Here is a 20,590-nt window from a genome sequence, read left to right on the forward strand (position 1 = left end):
TTGGCATTCCCTTGCTTTGGTGGGGTGCCCATAGGATGGTTTGGTTTATACCGCAATGAACCACCCCGGCTTTCAGCCACCCCTCCAAAGGAGGGGATACCATGATTACTATTATCCGAGTAATTCGCGATTAATAATCACTACACCTTGGCTAAAAACTGTCGCAACACATATTGCAAAATACCCTCATTCCTGTAATATTCTATCTCTATCTGGGAATCCAGCCTTGCAATAACGCGGAATTTTTTAGTAACGCTATCCGGCCCAACCGCTACAACTTCCAGTTCTTTTAGCGGCCTAACATCATTGGCAATGCCATAAATGCTAAACTGCTCTTTACCGGTAAGGCCAAGGGTTTCGGCATTTTGCCCCGGTAGGTACTGCATAGGCAAAACGCCCATACCCACAAGGTTACTGCGGTGTATACGCTCGTAGCCTTCGGCAAGTACGGCTTTAACCCCAAGCAAAAAGGTACCCTTAGCAGCCCAGTCACGCGATGACCCACTGCCATACTCTTTACCCGCCAGTATTACCAGTGGTATCTTAGCTTCTTTATATTTAACCGATGCATCATACACACTCATTTCTTCGCCTGTAGGTAAAAATTTGGTGTAGCCGCCTTCGCGGTCTGCAAGCTTGTTTTTAATACGCACGTTCGCAAACGTACCGCGAATCATAACCTCGTCATGTCCACGGCGCGAACCGTAAGAGTTAAAATCGGCTTTAGCCACGCCACGGCTCAATAGGTATTTACCCGTGGCAGATGCCTCGCCATACGATCCTGCAGGCGAAATATGGTCGGTAGTAATACTGTCGCCCAGGTCTAACAAAACATTGGCATGCTCAATATCTTTTAAAGGCTGAGGTTCTTCGGGCAGGTCTTTAAAGAACGGCGCTTCCTTAATATAAGTAGAGGCCTCATCCCAAACATAAATTTTTTCATCGGGAACCTGCAGGTTTTGCCATATCTCGTTACCTTCAAAAATAGTATCATAACTGTTGGCAAATTGCGTAGGGGAGAGCACATCGCGCATAATAGTATTGATCTCATCGTCGCTCGGCCAGATGTCTTTTAAGAAAACCGGCTGCTGGTTAGGGTCGTAGCTAATGGGCTCGTTAAGCAAATCAACATCTACACGGCCGGCAATGGCATAGGCTACAACAAGCATGGGCGACATTAAAAAGTTCATTTTAATTTGCGGGTGTATCCTTGCTTCAAAATTACGGTTACCTGATAATACCGATGCCGCAACAAGGTCGTGGTCTTCTATAGCCTTGGCTATGTGTGCCGGCAGCGGCCCCGAGTTACCGATACACGATGTACAGCCGTAACCCACAATGTGGAATTTCATAGCTTCCAGGTCATCCAGCAGGTCGGCTTTAATAAGGTAATCCGTTACCACCTTAGAGCCCGGCGCTAACGATGTCTTAACCCACGGCTTTACATCAAGGCCATGCTCGCGGGCTTTACGCGCCACAAGCCCGGCACCTATCATAACATAGGGGTTAGAGGTATTGGTACACGATGTTATGGCGGCGATAACCACTGATCCGTCCGACAGCATAAACTGCTCCTGCCCAACGGTTACTGCAACTACCTTCATACCATCTTCCACCTTTTCCTCAATCTTGGTTTCGGGTGGCATTGGGGTTTCGGTAGTAATGGGCAGGGCGCTGCCGCCTTCGGCATACCAGCGGGTAAGCTGGCCCTGTGGCTTAACATACTTGCGCCCAAAGGAGGTATGCAGTAAATCAATAAATTTTTCCTGGAAATTTTTAAGCAATATCTTGTCCTGCGGCCTTTTAGGTCCGGATACGGTAGGCTCTATAGTGTTGAGGTCGAGCTCTAAAATATCGGTATAGGTAATGCTTTCGTTACCGGTACGCCACAACATGTTGGCCTTGCAGTAGTCTTCCACCAGTTTAACCTGGTCTTCAGACCGGTTAGTGGTACGCATGTACTCCAGCGTTTTATCATCAATAGGGAAATAGGTAACGGTACAGCCAAACTCCGGCGACATATTACCAATAGTAGCCCTGTCAGGTACGGTAAGGTTATCCAACCCATCGCCAAAAACCTCTACAAACTTGCCTACAACGCCATATCTCCTCAGGAGTTCGGCAATAGTAAGCACCATATCGGTAGCGGTAGAGCCCAGCGGGATTTTACCCGTTAACCTTAGCCCGATAACCTCGGGCATGATAAAGTAAATGGGCTGGCCTAAAATGGCGGCTTCGGCCTCTATACCGCCCACACCCCAGGCAATCACGCCAATACCGTTAACCATAGGGGTGTGGCTATCGGTACCCACAAGGGTATCGGGGAAGATCTCTCCATTTCGCTCTATAACCCCTTTAGACAGGTACTCTAAGTTTACCTGGTGGCAAATGCCCATGCCCGGCGGTACCACGCTAAAATTACTGAACGATTTTTGCGCCCACTTTAAAAACTGGTAACGCTCCTGGTTGCGCTGGTACTCCTCATCCATATTGCGCTGGTAGGCATAGCCGGTACCAAAATAATCTACCTGAACCGAGTGGTCTATAACCAGGTCTACCGGTATGAGGGGGTTAATGGCATCGGGGTTTTTGCCTTTTCGGGCAACTTCGGCACGCAGGGAGGCGATATCTACCACGGCGGGTACACCGGTAAAATCCTGCATTAGTACACGGGCGGGTTTAAAAGGGATATCTTTATCTGATGCTTCTGGTTTCCAGTTAAGGATGGTTTCGATGTTTTCTTTGGTGATGGCGAAATCATCAAAATTTCGTAACACGTTTTCAAGCAGGATCCTTATAGAAAAGGGCATCTTCTCAATGTTGAATCCCTTTGCCTGCATTTCTGCCAGGCTGTAGTAGGTAAAAGTTCCGTTTTTTGTATTGAGCAACTTCTTTATCTCATAAATATCGTTTGACATAATACTGGTAATTTTTATTAGTTTTTGTTTGCCATAAGTTAGTAAGAATTCTTTTATGATTGATGGGTTTTAACTATAAAATTTGTTTAACACATTGCTGCTTAAATCTTTATACTTTATTAGAAAATACACATTTTATGCCATTAAAATTTTGACATTGATAATCAACGGTTTAAAATATTAAAGTGCTTTATGATGACTGCATATCGCAAAACAGAAAATAAAATTTACGATATATCGTTAATTCTAAAGCTTAACTGTTGTATAAATACTGAAACCCGGAATCCAATTGTGAAAAATTAAGCAGTTTTGGTGGCTGTATTTATGTAGTTTTGTAAAAAATACCATTGTAATGAAAGCCTGCCTACAAGCCCTTATTTTACTTTTTGCCACCGTTAGTTTTGCACAGCAGAGTCAGCAATTAAAAGATGTCGACTTTAAAACGGTGCATGCCATACTATCTTTTGATGTAGCTAAAAAGCAGGTAATGGGCACGGTAACCTATGATTTTGAGGTGCTTAACAAACCCGATACCATTTATATTGATGCCCACAACATGCAGTTTAACGATGTTATGGTTAACGGCAAGAAGAAAACAGGTTGGGCAGCATCAGGCAAGGCATTAAAGCTATTTAAAGGCTTTAAAAAAGGTGAAAACAAACTGACTTTCAACTATGTAGCGAACCCAAAACAAACATTGTATTATGTTCAGGATGGGGAGAATAACCAGCTCTGGACACAGGGGCAGGGTAAATATACCAGCCACTGGCTGCCCAGCTTTGATGATGTAAATGAGAAGGTTATCTTTAATTTATCGGTTATTTTTGATAAGGATTATGAGGTGCTTGCGAATGGTATTTTAAAAGATAAATCGGTTAACGGTGCCCTCCAGCAATGGAACTACCAGATGCAAAAGCCCATGAGCAGCTACCTTGCCATGCTGGCAATTGGCAAGTACACCAAACAAACCGAAACTACCGCAAGTGGCACACCGTTAGAGTTTTACATACGCCCGGAGGATAACGATAAGTTTGAACCTACCTACCGTTACAGCAAGCGCATCTTCGATTTTTTTGAGCGCGAAATAGGGGTTAAGTATCCCTGGGGTATTTACCGCCAGGTGCCTGTGCTCGACTTTTTGTATGCCGGCATGGAGAACACTACCAGTACCATTTTTAGCCAGGATTTTGTGGTAGATAGTACCGGTTTTAACGACCGCACTTATATCAATGTAAATGCGCATGAGCTCGCACACCAATGGTTTGGCGACCTTATTACAGCCCAAAGTGGCATACATCACTGGCTGCAGGAGGGTTTTGCAACGTATTATGCACTGCTTGCCGAGCAGGAGCTTTTTGGCGAAGACCACTTTAATTACGAACTGTACCAGATTGCCGAGCGCCTGCAACAGGTGGCCAAAACCGATACTATTCCTGTTATGAACGAGAAGGCCAGTTCGCTTTCGTTTTACCAAAAAGGGGCTTGGGCACTGCACACACTTAGGGAAGGCGTTGGCCATGAAGCGTTTAAGGCGGCTGTTAAAAACTACCTTGAAAAATATTCGTTTAAAAATGTAAATACCGATGAGTTTTTAGCTGAGATCAATAAGGTATCCGCTTATGATACAGCTTCTTTTAAAAAGCGCTGGCTTGAAACCGGCGGTTTTGAAGTAGATGAAGCCTTGGCATTGCTAAACAAGAACAAGTTCATGCAGCAGTACTTTTTACTGGGCCAACAACAGGAAAAACCTTTTACAGATGTAAAAGATACGTACAGGGACATATTAGCATCAGATGCTTTTTACCCTATAAAGGAGGAAGTTATATTCCAGATGGCAAAAGTGCCCTTTGCGCAAAAGGCCGATTTGATACGCCTTGCCATGAAAAGCAATGAAACAAAGGTTAGGCAGGCAGTAGCACGTACGGTAACTACCATTCCGCCTGATTTTTACGAGGAATATAAAACCTTTTTAAAAGACTACTCTTATGTTACCCGCGAGGTGGCGCTTAATATTTTATGCAGCCGTTTCCCAGATAAAATGGCCGACTTTTTAAATGCTTCACATACCTGGGAGGGCTTTAATGACAAGAATTTGAGGATATTATGGCTATCACAGGCTTATATGGCAAAAGGCTACCATGAGGAAGATAAGCCCGAATTTTATGCCGAATTACAGGGGTATGCCTCGCCGCGTTATGAAAGTTCCATCCGCCAGAATGCACTGGCAAACCTGCTGTACATTGGCAAACCCGATCCAATAGTTTGGGAAAACCTTGTTAATTCAACATTGCACCACAAGTGGCAGTTTGTAAAATATGGTAAAGATAACATCCGTAAACTACTTAAAAAACAGGGGTATAGAGAGCATTTTCAAAATTTACTACCAGTGCTCAAAGCGCCTGAAAGAAACAAACTGCAACAGCTACTGGACGAAAAGTAATCACTCCTGATTGGTAAATGTCCACTCTTCATTTGTGCCATCAAGGTCTAAGGTTAAGTCGGTAGGGGTAATCTTTACAATATGCCAAAGTTTAGTTATACTACCTTTTTTAGTAATCAAAGCTTTGTTATTTTCGGCAAAGCTCCAGGTGCCATTTTCTATCGTTCCGCTATTATCGCTTATATATTTACCGTTTGCATTTAAGTTTAAATAATTGCCTGCAAGCTGCTCTGCAAGAGCTTCTTTTTGTGTTTGAGATAAATTTTCAGGTGCTGATTTACCTGTAAGATACCACTTCTGGCTTAGTTGTGCTTTGGTGGCGGTTACATAGCTTGCTTTCCTGATTGCTGTGGCCGGATCTTTTGCGGCTTCGCTACCCGCGCGGGCAAAAATCAGCTTCATGCTTTTTAATTGTATGGTAAGCATATCTTTAGAAAAATCGAGTATCTCTATAAAGTATTTCTTATCCATATCGGTAGTAAGGTCAACTATTTTACCGTTAAGTTTCCAGTTGCCTTTTTCGGCCATGCCTAAGGCAGTACCTGTATAGGTATTGTCAGGATTAAAATTATAGGCCATACCGTTAAGGAAGCTTTCGGCCGCGCTTTTTTTGGTTGCAGTTACGCCCTCATCGGTTTTAATAGCAATGAATTGCCATTCGCCAATAATATCATTAGCAGTCTGGGCAAATGTAGAGGCAGAAATAAAGAACAATAACAGTGCAGGTAGGATTTTTTTCATGGCTTAGGATTGATTGAAAAGTAAATTTAATAAATATTTTCATTCAACAATAAGCGGGCTATAATCGGAGTGCTAAATTTAAAACCCTATTTTAATGCTTTTTAGTAATGTTTTAATAGGTCTGTACCGCTTTACTGCTAAATATTTTTCGGCGAAAGCAGCAGGGATACAGGTAGCCAGAATGCAAACAAATAAAATATTTTTATAACAGGTTTTAGTAGGTAACATAAAACAATAAAAGGCAAATTCGGTGCCTTACTCTTCTTTAAGCATAGTATCAATAAGAGTTTCAACATGGTTCAGGTCTCCGCTAAAACCGGGTTCTGAATACTATACAACGCCTTCTCTATCTATAAGATAAAGGGTGGGAAAGCCGCCTACCTTATAAGCATCAGCTACAGATTCTTCGATAGCGGCCAAGGTGTAACCTACTTTATAGCGGTTGCTAAAGCCCGTAACTTTTTTAAGGTCTTCAGTATGTGTTTCAAACGGGTTAATACCTATAACCACAACGGCATCTTTATATTTTTGCTGTAGTGCCGTAAGATATGGCGATGCACTGGCACATGGAGCAAAGGCAGCGTACCAAAAATCAAGCAGTACTATTTTGCCCTTATAATCGCTAAGCTGTGTTTGCAAGCCGGTACTATAAAGTTGGGCCGTGAATTGAGGAGCAGGCGTTCCCTGTATAAGGCCTGTAAGCTCTTCTTTAGGAAATTCAAAATCTTTAATCGAATATTTTGATGCATAATCTTTTAGGTTGCTGTTAAGTGTATTTTGGTTTACCGTGTTAAACTTTATATTAGATAAATTCCACTCGTTATATTGGTGCTGGTCCAGCAACTGGCAAAAAAAAGTAATCTTTTCAATGGTACTGGTTTTGTGATTTATATACACAGCAATATTTTTATTGGACATATCATCTTCATCAGGAAAATTAACCGTAACCCTAACCATTTTTTTCGCACCTGTTTTTACCTCTTCAATAGTATATCTGTTGTTGTTGTCATCAAGATATTCCAGCAACCGCTCTGGCTTTAAGAAAAAGGTATTTTTAAGTACACCCTGTGTTGCCGCAGTAATAGGTCCGGTTTCATCTTTAAGTGGTTCAAATTTTGTAAGTTCCTTTTTATTAGGCTCTATGACATAAAGATATTCAAGATCATAATATAAACTGTGACTGCTTATCTCGGTATCGGCGTCAAAATCCATCCAAATCCTGCCACCACCAAAAATAGTGTCTTTTGCATCCCGTATTAATTTGCAATGCCCGTTAACAGTAGTGGTATCAGTATCTTCACTATCAAAATATTTTATCTTGTAATGTACATCGTAGCTTATAGAGGTAGCCTTATTATAGTTGTTTACCACATTTTTTACAAAAGCCCTGTCGGCTTTTTGTGCGTGTAGTGTACACGTAAAAAATGCCACGATTAAACCTAAATGTAATTTTGATATCATAGGGTATGTCTGAATATTTCAAATATAATAAATTAATTTTGTGGTTGTAACGCAATAAAAATGATGGCTAAACCATCCTCTTATTTCTAATACCTGAATTAAAAGCCAAAGCGGAAACCCAAATAAGCATCAGCCTGGTTAGTATCTTTTATAGCTGCGGAGAGGATGGAACCCGATCCCATAAAAAAGCCTCCAACCCTAAACCCTATACCGGCAGTAAAATCGGACACTTCGTTAAATGAAAGGGGCACATAAACTTCCCACCAGCTTGCAGAATAGCGGGGTGTAACGGTAAACAGATTTTGCATGGCAATTTGATCGTTACCTGCATCTTCTTTAAGTTTTTGTTGTAAATAGGCCGTAGCATACCAGTTGGCATACAGTTTAACATCGGCATAAGCGGCAAGATAGGAAGGTAACTTAACTTTAAAATCCCTGTTACTTTGCTGTAACGTAACAAAACCGCTTTGCAGTAAGATATCTTCAATTTCTTCAATATTATCTACATCCTCAAACTGGTTAAGGTCCAGGTAATCGCCGTTAGGAACATTTAAACTGTAATTGTTAGATACATTATTATCATCCTTAAATGTCATACTGCCAAGGTTTTTAACCGAAAGCCCTCCATTTAAAAGGTAGCCATTTTCGTTAAGCGGATCTTTCCATTGGTAGTTTACACCAATATCGGTAGAGAAACCATTTAAGCCCCCGGCAAAAAACTCGTTAAAATTGTCGCTATCTGTAAAACCATTGGCTAATGACCCGGAATAAGCAAAATTAAGTGCGGCGCTGGCATCTGTTAAATCAACATCACCTGCAAGATTTCGAACTGTTCCATTAAAATCATTAGCGCTCATATTAGCGAACGATCCCGGAAAGAGCAGGTTAAAAGTAGCACCTGCTGAAAATTTATGTGTTTCATCTTCATACAATTCACGAGCTACTGAAAAACCAATCTCGCCCCACGTCGTACCGGCTGCCCTTTGGTTATAATTTGCATTAATTTGCTCTGTACCGGCAATCAGGCCTATTCCCGAAAAGGTTACTGCACTACCTAAATTAACATTCAGGTCAACAATATTAGCTTTTACATTAGCAGCAGATGTTATGGCAAAAGCCCATTTATCCATTTTAAAAGCAAAAGAGGGGCCAATTATTTTTACATCGGCACGAAGGTTAACTGGTTCGCTTCCGGAAAATAATTCGTCTTCAAAATCGGTATTGCCGCCCACAAGGTCACCAAAGGTAACTTTGTTGTTGGCTACCCCTGCGCTAATATTAAGCACGTTAACCTCATACTTGTTTTTAAGGTTGGTAAGTTCGGCGGGGTTTAAGTTGGCATTTACAATACCGGTTCTTTTAGAGGTGCTTATGCCGGAAAAGTGTTCCTGCGCAAACGCACACGTACCCAAAAGGATGCATGCCGCAATAAATGGCTTTTTCATAGTATAGGTTAATTGTTGTAATCTAAATTAACAATTTAACCGTAATCAACCTATCAAAATCATAATATTTTAAGAGAATTTAAACTAAACTGATTTCCAGACAGAATCATCCGGTACCGGAGCGGTAATATTTATAACCACTTTACTTACAGGGTGTGTAAACACAAGCTTGCGTGCATGTAGGCTAATGCCGCCATCAGGATTGCTACGCTCGGCACCATATTTAAGGTCGCCTTTAATGGGAGAACCTATGGCAGAAAGTTGCGCCCGTATTTGATGGTGCCGCCCGGTGTGAAGATCAATTTCCAATGCTGTATAATTATCAAGCTGTTTAATTATCTTGTAATCAAGGCTTGCCACTTTGCTCTCGGGCACTTCTTTTATATGTGCTTTAGATGTATTGGTCTTTTCGTTGCGCTTAAGATAATGCGTTAATGTATCGGAATCCTTCTCCGGACGCTTTTTAACCAGTGCCCAGTATGTTTTTTGAGTTTCACGGTTTTTAAAAAGCTCGTTCATGCGCGTAAGCGCCTTGCTGGTTCGGGCAAAAGCCACGATACCTGTGGTGGGCCTGTCCAGCCTGTGTACCACGCCTAAAAACACTTCGCCGGGCTTATTGTACTTATCCTTTATGTATTCTTTTACAACGTCGCTAAGTGGCTTATCTCCGGTTTTATCACCCTGTACAATATCGCCCACGCGTTTATTAACCACGACGATGTGGTTGTCTTCGTAGAGAATTTGTAGGTTTTCTTTAGTGGATAGTACTTTCAGGATAATTAGACTTTTGGATGGTTAGAATTTCGAAAGTAGATGATAATTACATTGCCGCGGTCGTTCCTCTCTCGCAATGACAGAGTGGGAGAAATAGTGTGGCATTCTGATATCTAAAATTTTAATCCTAAATTAGTATTGTTCATTACTATTAGGGAAATCAGCAGATTTTACATCTGTAACATACTGCCCTATAGCAGTTGTCATGCCTTCAAAAAGATTCATATAACGGCGCAAAAAACGTGGACTAAACTCATTATTCATGCCCAGCATATCGTGTATTACAAGTACCTGGCCATCTACTCCGCCACCTGCGCCGATACCAATGATGGGAATAGAAACGCTTTCGGCAACACGTTTGGCAAGATCTGCAGGGATTTTTTCAAGCACAATTCCAAAACAACCTATTTTTTCAAGCAGTTTGGCATCTTCCATTAGTTTTTCTGCTTCTTCATCTTCCTTAGCACGAACGGTATAGCTTCCAAACTTATATATGCTCTGCGGCGTAAGCCCAAGATGTCCCATAACAGGTATGCCGGCATGCAGTATCCTTTTTATCGATTCTTTAATTTCGCTGCCGCCTTCAAGCTTTAAAGCATGTGCGCCACTTTCCTTCATTATTCGGATAGCCGATCGCAACGCTTCTTTAGGGTCTGATTGATAGCTGCCAAAAGGTAAATCTACCACAACAAGGGAGCGGCTTATAGCGCGCACTACCGATGAAGCGTGGTATATCATTTGGTCCAGTGTTATGGGTAACGTAGTTTCATGGCCGGCCATTACATTAGAAGCCGAATCGCCCACCAAAATTACATCTACACCGGCCGTATCTACAATTTTAGCCATTGTATAATCATAAGCCGTTAGCATAGAGATCTTTTCGCCATGGGCTTTCATCTCTATGAGTGATTTTGTGGTTATCCTCTTGTAATCTTTTTTTGCAACAGACATAATTTATGAAATTTTAAGAGGGTAAATGTAGTAAATTGCGATAAGATACGGCTAACGGTTGCGATTTTATTAAGATTTGATGCAACAAAAATAATTAAGCCGCCCCAGCAATAACCTAATACCAACTACTATGAAAAAAGCAGCCCTTTTGCTATTAATATTAGGCGTGCAAAGCATTTGCGCCCAGGAAAGTGAAGTTAAAAAATCGATACAAACCTTTTTTGAAGCCCTGCAAACGCGCGACACCACAAAAATGCAGTCGGTTTGCTACAAGCATTTAATTTTAGAATCGATAGAAGAGCACAGGGGGCAGGGCAGGCTCGATTTTGAGGCTGCTTCCGAGTTTTACAGGCAAATAGCACGTATTCCTGAAGATAAGGCTATCGAGGAGCGACTGCTTAGTTACAAGATACAAATTGACGGTACGCTTGCCCACGTTTGGGCGCCGTATGAATTTTATATCGACGGGAAACTAAGCCACAGTGGTGTAAATTCTTTTCAGTTATTTTATGACGAAGGCATCTGGAAAATTGTGTATATAATAGATACAAGGAGGAAGAAGTAGGTTTTAGTCATCAGTCGCAGTCGCGGTTCACAAATTCAGTTTGTCATCCTGAGCGGAGTGCAACGTGGGCGAAGGATCTTAATATACAGATGCACATGACAAAGGTACGTACTGAAAACTGCGACTGCGACTGAAAGCTGAGATTAACAATCAGCGTTGTTAACTGTTACAGCAAGTCCACCTTCAGATGTTTCCTTGTATTTGTTATTCATGTCTTTAGCAGTTTGCCACATGGTATTAACTACTTTATCTAAAGGCACTTTTGCATTACGCGGATCAGTTTCCATAGCTAATTCAGCGGCGTTAATGGCTTTAATAGCACCCATAGTATTGCGTTCAATACAAGGTATCTGCACAAGTCCGCCAATAGGGTCGCACGTCATACCCAAGTGATGCTCCATAGCAATTTCGGCAGCCATAAGGCATTGTTCCGGCGTGCCGCCCATAACTTCACACAAGGCAGCAGCAGCCATTGCAGATGACACACCTATTTCGGCTTGGCAACCACCCATCGCAGCCGATATGGTAGCACCTTTCTTAAATATACTGCCCACCTCGCCGGCAACCATTAAAAACTGTTTTATATGGTGTTCATCGGCATCGTGGTTCTCGATTACCAAGTAGTACATTAAAACGGCAGGAATAACACCGGCACTACCATTAGTAGGGGCAGTAACTACACGGCCTAAGGCAGCATTAACCTCATTTACCGCAAGGGCAAAACAGCTAACCCATTTTAAAATCTGCCTGAATTTTACCTCGGTATTGCGAATAACCTCCAGCCATTCCTGCGGGTTGTTATACGGCATTTCGCCTATAAGGTTTTTATGCATATCAAACGCACGGCGACGCACATTTAGCCCGCCGGGAAGGATACCCTCGGTATGGGCGCCGGTAAACATACACTCCAGCATGGTATTCCAAACGCGCATTAATTCGTGGTCTATCTCAGCTTCGGTACGGATTGATTTTTCATTCTCATACACCACCTCCGATATGCTTTTACCCAGCGTTTGGCAATATTTTAAAAGTTCGTCCGCCTTATCTATAGGGTAGGGAAACGACTTCTTTAATTCTTCTTTTTCTTTTGCCACAATACGCTCTTCCTTAACAACAAAGCCACCACCAATTGAATAAAAAGTAGAAGTATATTCACCCTCATTTGTATAGGCTGTAAACGTAAACCCGTTAGCGTGAAAAGGGAGGAAATTCTTGTTGAAAATAATATCGGTAAAAAATATAAAGTTAATTTCTCTTTCGTTACCTAAGTTAAGTTTATTTCTCAGGTTGATATCATCTATAATGTCCGAAATACTGTCGATAGGCACATACTCCGGGTCGGCACCACTAAGGCCCAGCATCACGGCAAGATCGGTAGCGTGGCCTTTTCCGGTAAGGGAAAGCGACCCGTAAAGATCTACCCTAACACGATTTACCGCTTCAAAAATACCTTCTTCGCGAAGTTCTTTTAAAAAGCGTTCGGCACCACGCCATGGGCCAAGGGTATGGGAGCTTGATGGGCCAACGCCTATCTTAAGCATATCAAAAACAGAGATACATTCGGTCATAGCAACTGGGGCAATTTATTGCAAAGATAGTTTATTTGATGCCCGCAAAAGTAAATAAATTACCATTACTATAACGATATCGAAAGAAATTTATTGATTTGGTAATTTTTAGGTGAGTTTGTGGTTTATGTCTTTAGTCAACGAGTTGGATTTTAATTGGAGCTACGATTGGGTCGTATGAACATATTCCCGGGACATAGTAATCAAAATCCTTAATAAATACCGAAGAATTTTTAGAGTATTTTATAATTTTGTCCGATATTATATCAGTAATCGTATCGCCTTTTATCCTATATTCTTTATTATCTGGAAGAACAATTGTGAACGATCTTAAATAAACCAGATTGAAAGGCGAAAATTGCACTCCTGCTTTTACACTTATTTTGGCATCTTTGAATTCAGACTTAGCCATCTCAACTATGCATTTTTCACATCCCCGCCCATTTATCAACGCCTTGTATGGCTTTATGTTTTCAATAAAATATAGATCTTGATATTTTACTATAGAATCTGATTGAGTGATAACTTCATAATCTACAACTACACGGTTTTCTTTTATCTTTGATACGTTAAATCTATAATCGTCTTTACCACCGGCTTTTACTAATCCGGGAGCAGATACTTTAAATGATTTAGAACCTGGTACAGTAATTATTAAATTATTTTCTATACCCCGGTATAAAGTATTGTAGCCCTTAATGTAAGCTACTGGCGATGGTTGATTATCTATTAAAGGCTTTATGTTGCTCTTTAACAACTTATCAACCACTTCTTTTCTATACCTTAAATTAGTCTTTGAATGAACAATGAGACTATCAAGCTCATGCAGTTGCATATTTGTAAGTATAGGTTGTTTTCTAAATGTATCTGTGGCAACCTGTATAAAATAATCGCCTACCATTATAGCATCCCGGTGTCCTTCTGCACCTCGTTCAGGTATGTAATATATTGCTTGTGTACGCACAATTTCATCATCATTTAAATGCGATTTTATAATACTGAATATACTGTCCCGACTTGCAATAGCCAAACAACTAAACGCATAACAGCGTACTTTACTGTCAGGATGATTGGTAAGCTCTATAAGTTCCTGTGGCGTTGCGGTATTGTACAGGTCTTTAAAATAGCTATAGCTCGTTACTGGGGCTTCATTTTCAATAGTATGGAGTGATAGGAATGGAAATTTCTTTATTTCCCTTACAACTTTTAAAGTTTCCTTAGAAATCTTACTACGATAGTATGTGCCCTGGCTAAATGAGAGCAGGGGGAGTAGTAATAGTATGAGCCTAAGTAGTTTCATGTGCGCGAAAATATATTTGTACCTTATAACCAAACACAATAATAAGTATAATATTGTTAAAAATTTATATCCTTCACAGATTGATCATTAGCATAATCAAATCTGTTTTTTAATTACCATTGCTTCTAAATAATCCAAAATGCAGTATATATATTATTTTTGCAAAAATATATAGGAAATAAAATTAAACCTTAATATATTTACATAGTCTTTAAAAACAAACCAAAACTAACGCAAATGAGTTACTATCAGGTAAAAAATCTGGAACAATATTTTAAGCATTATAATAAATCCATTCGCGAACCCAGAAAATTTTGGGATAAAATTGCCGATGAAAACTTTACCTGGTACCAAAAATGGGACAAGGTTGTAGAGTTTGATATGCAGGAAGCCGAAGTTAAGTGGTTTGTTAACGCCAAAGTAAATATTACAAAAAACTGTATAGACCGCCATTTGGCAAAACGTGGCGAAAAGACTGCCATTATATTTGAGCCTAACGACCCTAAAGAAGAGGCAAAGCACATTACCTATAACCAGCTTTATGACGAGGTAGCCAAAATGGCTAATGTACTGCGTGAGCAGGGTATTAAAAAAGGCGACAGGGTTTGTATTTACCTGCCCATGATTCCGGAGCTTGCTTATACTGTTTTGGCATGTGCCAGGATAGGGGCAGTACACTCGGTAGTGTTTGCAGGATTCAGCGCTTCGGCAGTGGCTGCAAGGATAACCGATTCAGGTTGTAAAATGGTAATAACATCAGACGGTGGTTTCCGAGGCAATAAAACAATCGAACTTAAAAGCATTGTAGATGAAGCCATTAAAACCTGCCCAACTATAGAAACTGTTCTGGTTGTAAAAAGGACAAATGCCGAAATTACCATGAAGGAAGGCCGCGACCAGTGGCTACAGCCTTTAGTTGACGCCGCTCTTCCTAATAATGTGGCCGAGATAATGGATGCAGAAGATCCGTTGTTTATATTATACACATCCGGTTCTACGGGTAAGCCTAAAGGCATGCTGCACACCACAGCAGGCTATATGGTATATTCTGCCTATACTTTTAAAAATATTTTTGCTTACGAAGAAAACGATGTGTACTGGTGTACTGCCGATATTGGCTGGATAACAGGACATTCTTACATACTTTACGGACCGTTACTTAACGGCGCTACTACGGTTATTTTTGAAGGTGTACCATCGTACCCTGATTTTGGCCGTTTTTGGGAAGTGATAGACAAGCATAAAGTAAACCAGTTTTACACTGCGCCAACAGCAATACGCTCATTGGCTAAAGAAAACTGGAGCTGGGTAGACAAGCACGACCTGTCATCACTAAAAGTAATCGGGTCAGTTGGTGAGCCAATAAACGAAGAGGCATGGCACTGGTATAATGACCACGTAGGCAAAAAGAAATCGCCTATTGTAGATACCTGGTGGCAAACAGAAACGGGCGGTATCATGATATCTCCATTACCATTTGTTACCCCAACCAAGCCAACGTATGCTACGCTACCATTGCCTGGCGTTCAGCCGGTGCTTATGGATGAAAAGCGTAACGAAATAGAGGGTAACCAGGTTGTGGGCAGCCTTTGTATTAAATTCCCGTGGCCGGGTATGGCGCGCACCATTTGGGGCGACCACCAAAGGTTTAAGGATACGTATTTTTCTACCTTCCCGGGTAAATATTTTACAGGGGATGGCGCCCTGCGCGACGAGGTTGGCTACTATCGTATCACAGGCCGTGTGGATGATGTTGTTATAGTATCGGGCCATAACCTTGGTACAGCACCAATAGAAGATGCTATTAACGAGCACCCTGCGGTGGCAGAATCGGCTATTGTAGGCTTCCCGCATGATGTTAAGGGTAATGCGCTGTATGGCTTTATCATCCTTAAAGAGTCGGGCGCCGGCCGTATGAAAGAGAACCTTGAAAAAGAGATTAACGAGCACATATCAAGCCACATTGGCCCAATTGCCAAGCTCGATAAAATACAGTTTGTATCAGGATTGCCTAAAACGCGTTCGGGCAAGATTATGAGGAGGATACTCCGCAAAATTGCCGAGGGCGACTTTAGTAACTTTGGCGATACAAGCACACTGCTTAACCCCGAGATAGTTGAGGAAATTAAGCAGGGTAAACTTTAATGACTAACCCAAATTTAAATTGAGAGAGCAGTCCCCCTAAAAGGGGACTGTTTTTTTATGCCCAATTAATTTTGCATTACTGCTTTTTATATATTTATGCAATTCAACTTTACTACTATGCATAAAAATTACTTACTGCTAATTACTCTGTTGTTTATCAGTTTTACATCGTATTGCCAAACCTATACGTTTGATTATATGGTGGAGTACAGTTATAAAAACTTTACAGATACAGTTAAAAAATCAACTAAATCAAGAGCCTCAACTTTATACTGCTTTATCAATTCTAAAAGTAATGTATGTTATATGAATGTGCATGAATCTAAAGGCAAAACCCATATGCAGCCTACGCTTGAAACAGGTAAATTTTATTTATCAAGCATGCCCACAGAGGATTTTTTTGTGGAAGGCATTAGCATGAAATGCCCATATTCTGGTTTTATACCGCCATCAGACAAAAAGCCTAAAGATTTTGAGTTTATAGCTAAAGCAGATACTATGATAAATACACAGCCTTTTAAACATTATGTATTAAAGCCGATAAACGAAAAAAAGTTTAAAAAGGGAGAAATAAATATTGAGCACTATATTATAGATAATAGTCTTGATTTTCAAATACCAATATTGTCAGGGCAAAGCCTTAGTTATAAATTCTGGGAGAATGGGGCTAAATTACCAAATGGTATATTAAAGGAAGTTTTTGGCATTAATGCTGAAGGAAAAAGGACATTTGAACAAAAAATGGTTCAGGTATTACCTATCAAAAAGATAATAATTATTGATAACAGTAAATGTAAATGATAAAGTTAATCAAAATAATTTTTGTATTTTTTTTGCCTTACGTATGTTTAGCCAAACCTATACGTTTGATTATGTGCTGCAATACAAAACGGAAACAGTTGAAGATACCACGACCAACTTTAAACGAGTTTCTACGTTTTACAGGTTCTTTAACTCTATAGACAATACTTCGGCATTGACTGTTTGGGATAAAGGCAAACTTACTATTATTGAATTGCTTGCTTACGATAATAAATATTATAGGGGAGAAATACCTACCGAGAATTTTTTTGTGGAGGCTTTAAGTATGAAATGTCCGCGTGTTGGTTATCATCATACACCTACATACCGGCCTAAAGATTATAAGTTTATAAACCATGGCGATACTGTTATAAATACCCTTATGTATAGCCGTGTAGAATTACAGCCGGTTAATACAAGGCGTTATGAAAAAATGGTAATTTTTAAAGAAATATTTCTTATAGATAACAGCCTCGATTTTTCGCTACCTTTAATCTTCCCGTTAAGTGTTTTGCATAAACTTTGGGAAAAGGGAGTTAAAGTACCTAACGGTGTTATAAAAGATCTAAAAGGATATGATATTACCGGGCGGGAGGTTTATCATATGGAGCTACAGAGTATTTTTCCTATAACTAAGATTATCATAGTAGATAAAAAAAATTGTGAATGGTAATGTTTTTGTTTTAACAGCTGTTACACTTTCAGTATCGTTATCATTTCAATATATTTGTATATAACCTAATTATACTACAACACTAATGCAACATTCCGGTTCGCCTGACGGACACCTGCAACGGGCACTTAATGCATCGGGTATAGGCTCGTGGCATTTTGATCCAACAAACAGCATTATGTCTCTTGATGCAAAGGCTCAGGAGCTTTTTGGGTATCAGGCTGATAGCGGTACTACTACCCATATATTTTCTTTAGCCCATGGCAGGGATGGTGCTATAGCCGCCATTGCTTTGCAAACCGCATTACAGTTAGGCATAATAGATGTTCAGTACCACAATGTCCAAAACCAAATGATATGGGTTAAAGGTAGCAGGGATGGAGATTACTTATATGGAACGGTACAGTCATCATCAAGTAAAGATGTTGCATTAAGTATAGGTGAAAATCCCGAAACGCTTAACGCAATTATTAGCCAGTCTAACATTGGTATTGGATTATATGTGGGCCGCGAACTGGTTGTAGGTGTAGCAAATAGTGTTATACTTAATTTTTGGGGTAAGGGTATTGAGGTTATTGGGCAAACGCTTGAAAAAGCTTTGCCTGAATTGGAAGGCCAGCCATTTTTACAAATATTAGATGACGTTTTTACGTCAGGGCAAATATACCAGGTTAGCGAAGCTCCGGTAGATTTAGCCATGAATGGTGTATTTGGTACTTATTATTTCGATTTTATGTACAAACCGTTGTTTAATAATAACAATGAAGTATATGCCATATTAAATACAGCGATTGAGGTGACCGACCGCGTGTTTACCAAACGCAAAATGCAGGCAAGTGAGGCGCGCTTTAGGGCTGTTACAGAGCAAAGCCCCATGGCTATTGGGCTGCTTACAGGTAAGGATATGGTTGTTGAAATAGCCAACGAAAGGTTGCTGAATATTTGGGGTAAAGATACCTCAGTAATAAACAAACCACTTATTGATGCCATACCCGAAATTGAAGGCCAGGGATTTTTAGAACTGCTTGATGGCGTTTATACCACCGATATTCCGCATCATGGTTATGAAACACCGGTTAAGCTGGAACACAATAATGTGCTGACTGATTTTTATGTGGATTTTACTTACTCCGCCTTAAAAAATGAGAATGGAGAGAATACAGGCGTGTTGGTACTTGCTATAGATGCTACTGAGCGTGTAAACAGTATTCGTAAAATAGCCGAAAGCGAAGCAAGGTTTAAAGCCGTTATATATTCGGCACAAGCGGCAATGGCGGTTTTTAAAGGCCGTAATGCGCTGGTTGCCGATATTGCCAATGATGCGTTCCTTAAATTTGTAGGCAGGAGCGAGCATGAATTTGTTGGCTTACCGTTGCTGGAATCGATGCCCGAAATGGAAGGGCAGGCATCTATAGGCCTTATGCATGAAGTTTTTGATAAGGGAATTAAGACACACCACTATGGCCGCCAGGTAAATATTATGCGTAATGGCGAGCTGCATACAAATTTTTACAATGTAAGCTATACGCCTCTTTTTGATGCTAACGGAGAAGTATATGCTGTGCTGGATATTGCGATTGATGTTACCGAAACTATTAAAACCCAAAAAGCTATTGTTGAGGCCGAAGCATCTTTGCGTGGTGCTGTTGAATTGGCAGAACTTGGCACCTGGAGCCTTGATCCGGAAACCCGTATTGTAACGTACTCAGACAGGATGTTAGAGTGGTATGGTTTTAGCGGAAAGCCAGAAGATGTTAGTGATGTATATAATATAATCCATGAGAATGACAGGGAGCGTATTGTGCAGGCTATTGTCAGGGCTTTAGATCCGGGTTCGGACGGTATTTATGATGAAGAATATGCCATTATAAACCGCCTCAATGGCCGCGAGCGCATTTTACACGCTCAGGGCAAAGCCTTTTTTGATGCTGATGGCAAGCCTTATCAGATAAGTGGTACCGCCCAAGACATTACCACACAAAAACGCCTTCAGCTTTCGCTGGAAAATGAGGTTAAAGAGCGTACAGAAGCATTACAAAGAGCCAATAACGAGCTGGAAGAAATGAATAATAAGCTCATTAACTCTAACGAGGAGCTTGCCCAGTACGCCTATGTTGCCAGCCACGATTTGCAGGAGCCGCTGCGCAAAATAAATATGTTCTCAAACATGCTTAAAGAGAGAGATGCCCAGGATGTGCACAAGGGCATTATTGACAAGATCATTAAGTCGTCTGAAAGGATGTCGTTGCTTATCAAAGACCTTTTGGAGTTTTCCCGACTACTAAATCCCGATACACGTTTTATTTGTACCGATTTATACGAGATAGTTAAGGCGGTAAAAAGTGATTTTGAACTGCTTATTGAAGAAAGGCAGGCGGACGTGCACATAAGCACACTGCCCGTTATAGAGGCGGTTCCGTTGCAAATGAACCAATTGTTCTATAACCTTTTAGGCAACGCTATTAAGTTTGTTGAGCAGGGAACCATCCCCAAAATAATGATACAGTGCGAAAAAATAACCCATGCCGAAGCCGCAATACACATAGCACATCCAGGTGCCTGTGCTTACTACCGCTTTACCATTGCCGATAATGGTATTGGTATTGAAGAGCAGTACCAAAAACAAATTTTTGAGGTGTTTAAAAGACTGCACTCCCGTTCCGAATATTCAGGGTCGGGGATAGGGCTGGCTATTTGCCGGCGCATTGTGGGCAATCACGGTGGTGCTATCTACATTAATTCGGTAATGGGCGAGGGCACTGCCTTCCATATCATATTGCCCGAAAAACAAGTAATCTAAATAGAATT

14 protein-coding genes are annotated in these 20,590 nt (G+C 40.8%); 6 read left to right on the top strand and 8 right to left on the bottom strand.

What is annotated here, in order from left to right:
• Positions 1-140: 140 nt before the first annotated feature.
• A complete protein-coding gene (gene acnA / locus FMM05_RS10845) occupies positions 141-2,918 on the bottom strand; it encodes an aconitate hydratase AcnA (protein ID WP_143373399.1) in 2,778 nt (925 codons plus the stop codon).
• Between the two features lie 352 nt (positions 2,919-3,270).
• On the opposite strand from acnA, the gene FMM05_RS10850 reads away from it, so the two are divergent.
• The gene (locus FMM05_RS10850; protein ID WP_143373400.1) at positions 3,271-5,358 is read left to right on the top strand and encodes a M1 family metallopeptidase; all 2,088 of its coding nucleotides are present in this window, start codon (positions 3,271-3,273) and stop codon (positions 5,356-5,358) included.
• Here the strand turns inward: FMM05_RS10850 and FMM05_RS10855 are convergent, their stop codons facing one another.
• The 5 genes from FMM05_RS10855 to panB all read right to left on the bottom strand — a co-directional run bounded on the left by FMM05_RS10855 (position 5,359) and on the right by panB (position 10,730).
• Positions 5,359-6,099 carry a lipocalin family protein gene (locus FMM05_RS10855; RefSeq protein ID WP_143373401.1) on the bottom strand — a complete coding sequence of 247 codons (741 nt, stop codon included), beginning with the start codon at positions 6,097-6,099 and terminating at the stop codon, positions 5,359-5,361.
• A 330-nt stretch (positions 6,100-6,429) separates the two neighbouring features.
• Positions 6,430-7,560 carry a TlpA family protein disulfide reductase gene (locus FMM05_RS10860; RefSeq protein WP_143373402.1) on the bottom strand — a complete coding sequence of 377 codons (1,131 nt, stop codon included), beginning with the start codon at positions 7,558-7,560 and terminating at the stop codon, positions 6,430-6,432.
• A gap of 98 nt (positions 7,561-7,658) precedes the next feature.
• A complete protein-coding gene (locus FMM05_RS10865; protein ID WP_143373403.1) occupies positions 7,659-9,005 on the bottom strand; it encodes a hypothetical protein in 1,347 nt (448 codons plus the stop codon).
• A gap of 84 nt (positions 9,006-9,089) precedes the next feature.
• Positions 9,090-9,779 (bottom strand): RluA family pseudouridine synthase, encoded by a 690-nt coding sequence (locus tag FMM05_RS10870; RefSeq protein WP_185965569.1) that lies wholly within the window; start codon positions 9,777-9,779, stop codon positions 9,090-9,092.
• A gap of 132 nt (positions 9,780-9,911) precedes the next feature.
• Positions 9,912-10,730 (bottom strand): 3-methyl-2-oxobutanoate hydroxymethyltransferase, encoded by an 819-nt coding sequence (gene panB / locus FMM05_RS10875; protein ID WP_143373405.1) that lies wholly within the window; start codon positions 10,728-10,730, stop codon positions 9,912-9,914.
• Positions 10,731-10,860: 130 nt separating this feature from the next.
• Here panB and FMM05_RS10880 point away from each other — a divergent pair, with 130 nt between their 5' ends.
• Positions 10,861-11,295, top strand: coding sequence for a nuclear transport factor 2 family protein (locus tag FMM05_RS10880; RefSeq protein WP_143373406.1), 435 nt, complete (start codon positions 10,861-10,863; stop codon positions 11,293-11,295).
• A 143-nt stretch (positions 11,296-11,438) separates the two neighbouring features.
• Here the strand turns inward: FMM05_RS10880 and FMM05_RS10885 are convergent, their stop codons facing one another.
• On the bottom strand, positions 11,439-12,863 hold the full coding sequence (locus tag FMM05_RS10885; protein ID WP_143373407.1) for an L-serine ammonia-lyase: 1,425 nt from the start codon (positions 12,861-12,863) through the stop codon (positions 11,439-11,441).
• 133 nt (positions 12,864-12,996) lie between these two features.
• Entirely contained in the window at positions 12,997-14,163 is a 1,167-nt protein-coding gene (locus FMM05_RS10890; protein ID WP_143373408.1) for a hypothetical protein, read from the bottom strand.
• 237 nt (positions 14,164-14,400) lie between these two features.
• Between FMM05_RS10890 and acs the strand changes: the two genes are divergently transcribed.
• The 4 genes from acs (at position 14,401) to FMM05_RS10910 (ending at position 20,582) form a co-directional block, all read left to right on the top strand.
• On the top strand, positions 14,401-16,308 hold the full coding sequence (gene acs / locus FMM05_RS10895) for an acetate--CoA ligase (RefSeq protein ID WP_143373409.1): 1,908 nt from the start codon (positions 14,401-14,403) through the stop codon (positions 16,306-16,308).
• 117 nt (positions 16,309-16,425) lie between these two features.
• Positions 16,426-17,109 (top strand): hypothetical protein, encoded by a 684-nt coding sequence (locus FMM05_RS10900; RefSeq protein ID WP_143373410.1) that lies wholly within the window; start codon positions 16,426-16,428, stop codon positions 17,107-17,109.
• A gap of 43 nt (positions 17,110-17,152) precedes the next feature.
• The gene (locus FMM05_RS10905) at positions 17,153-17,782 is read left to right on the top strand and encodes a hypothetical protein (protein WP_143373411.1); all 630 of its coding nucleotides are present in this window, start codon (positions 17,153-17,155) and stop codon (positions 17,780-17,782) included.
• Between the two features lie 85 nt (positions 17,783-17,867).
• Positions 17,868-20,582: a PAS domain-containing sensor histidine kinase gene (locus FMM05_RS10910; protein WP_143373412.1), complete on the top strand. Its 2,715-nt coding sequence runs from the start codon at positions 17,868-17,870 to the stop codon at positions 20,580-20,582.
• The last annotated feature ends 8 nt before the right edge of the window (positions 20,583-20,590 follow it).

This window comes from Flavobacterium zepuense, from assembly GCF_007097145.1.
Lineage (GTDB): Bacteria > Bacteroidota > Bacteroidia > Flavobacteriales > Flavobacteriaceae > Flavobacterium > Flavobacterium zepuense.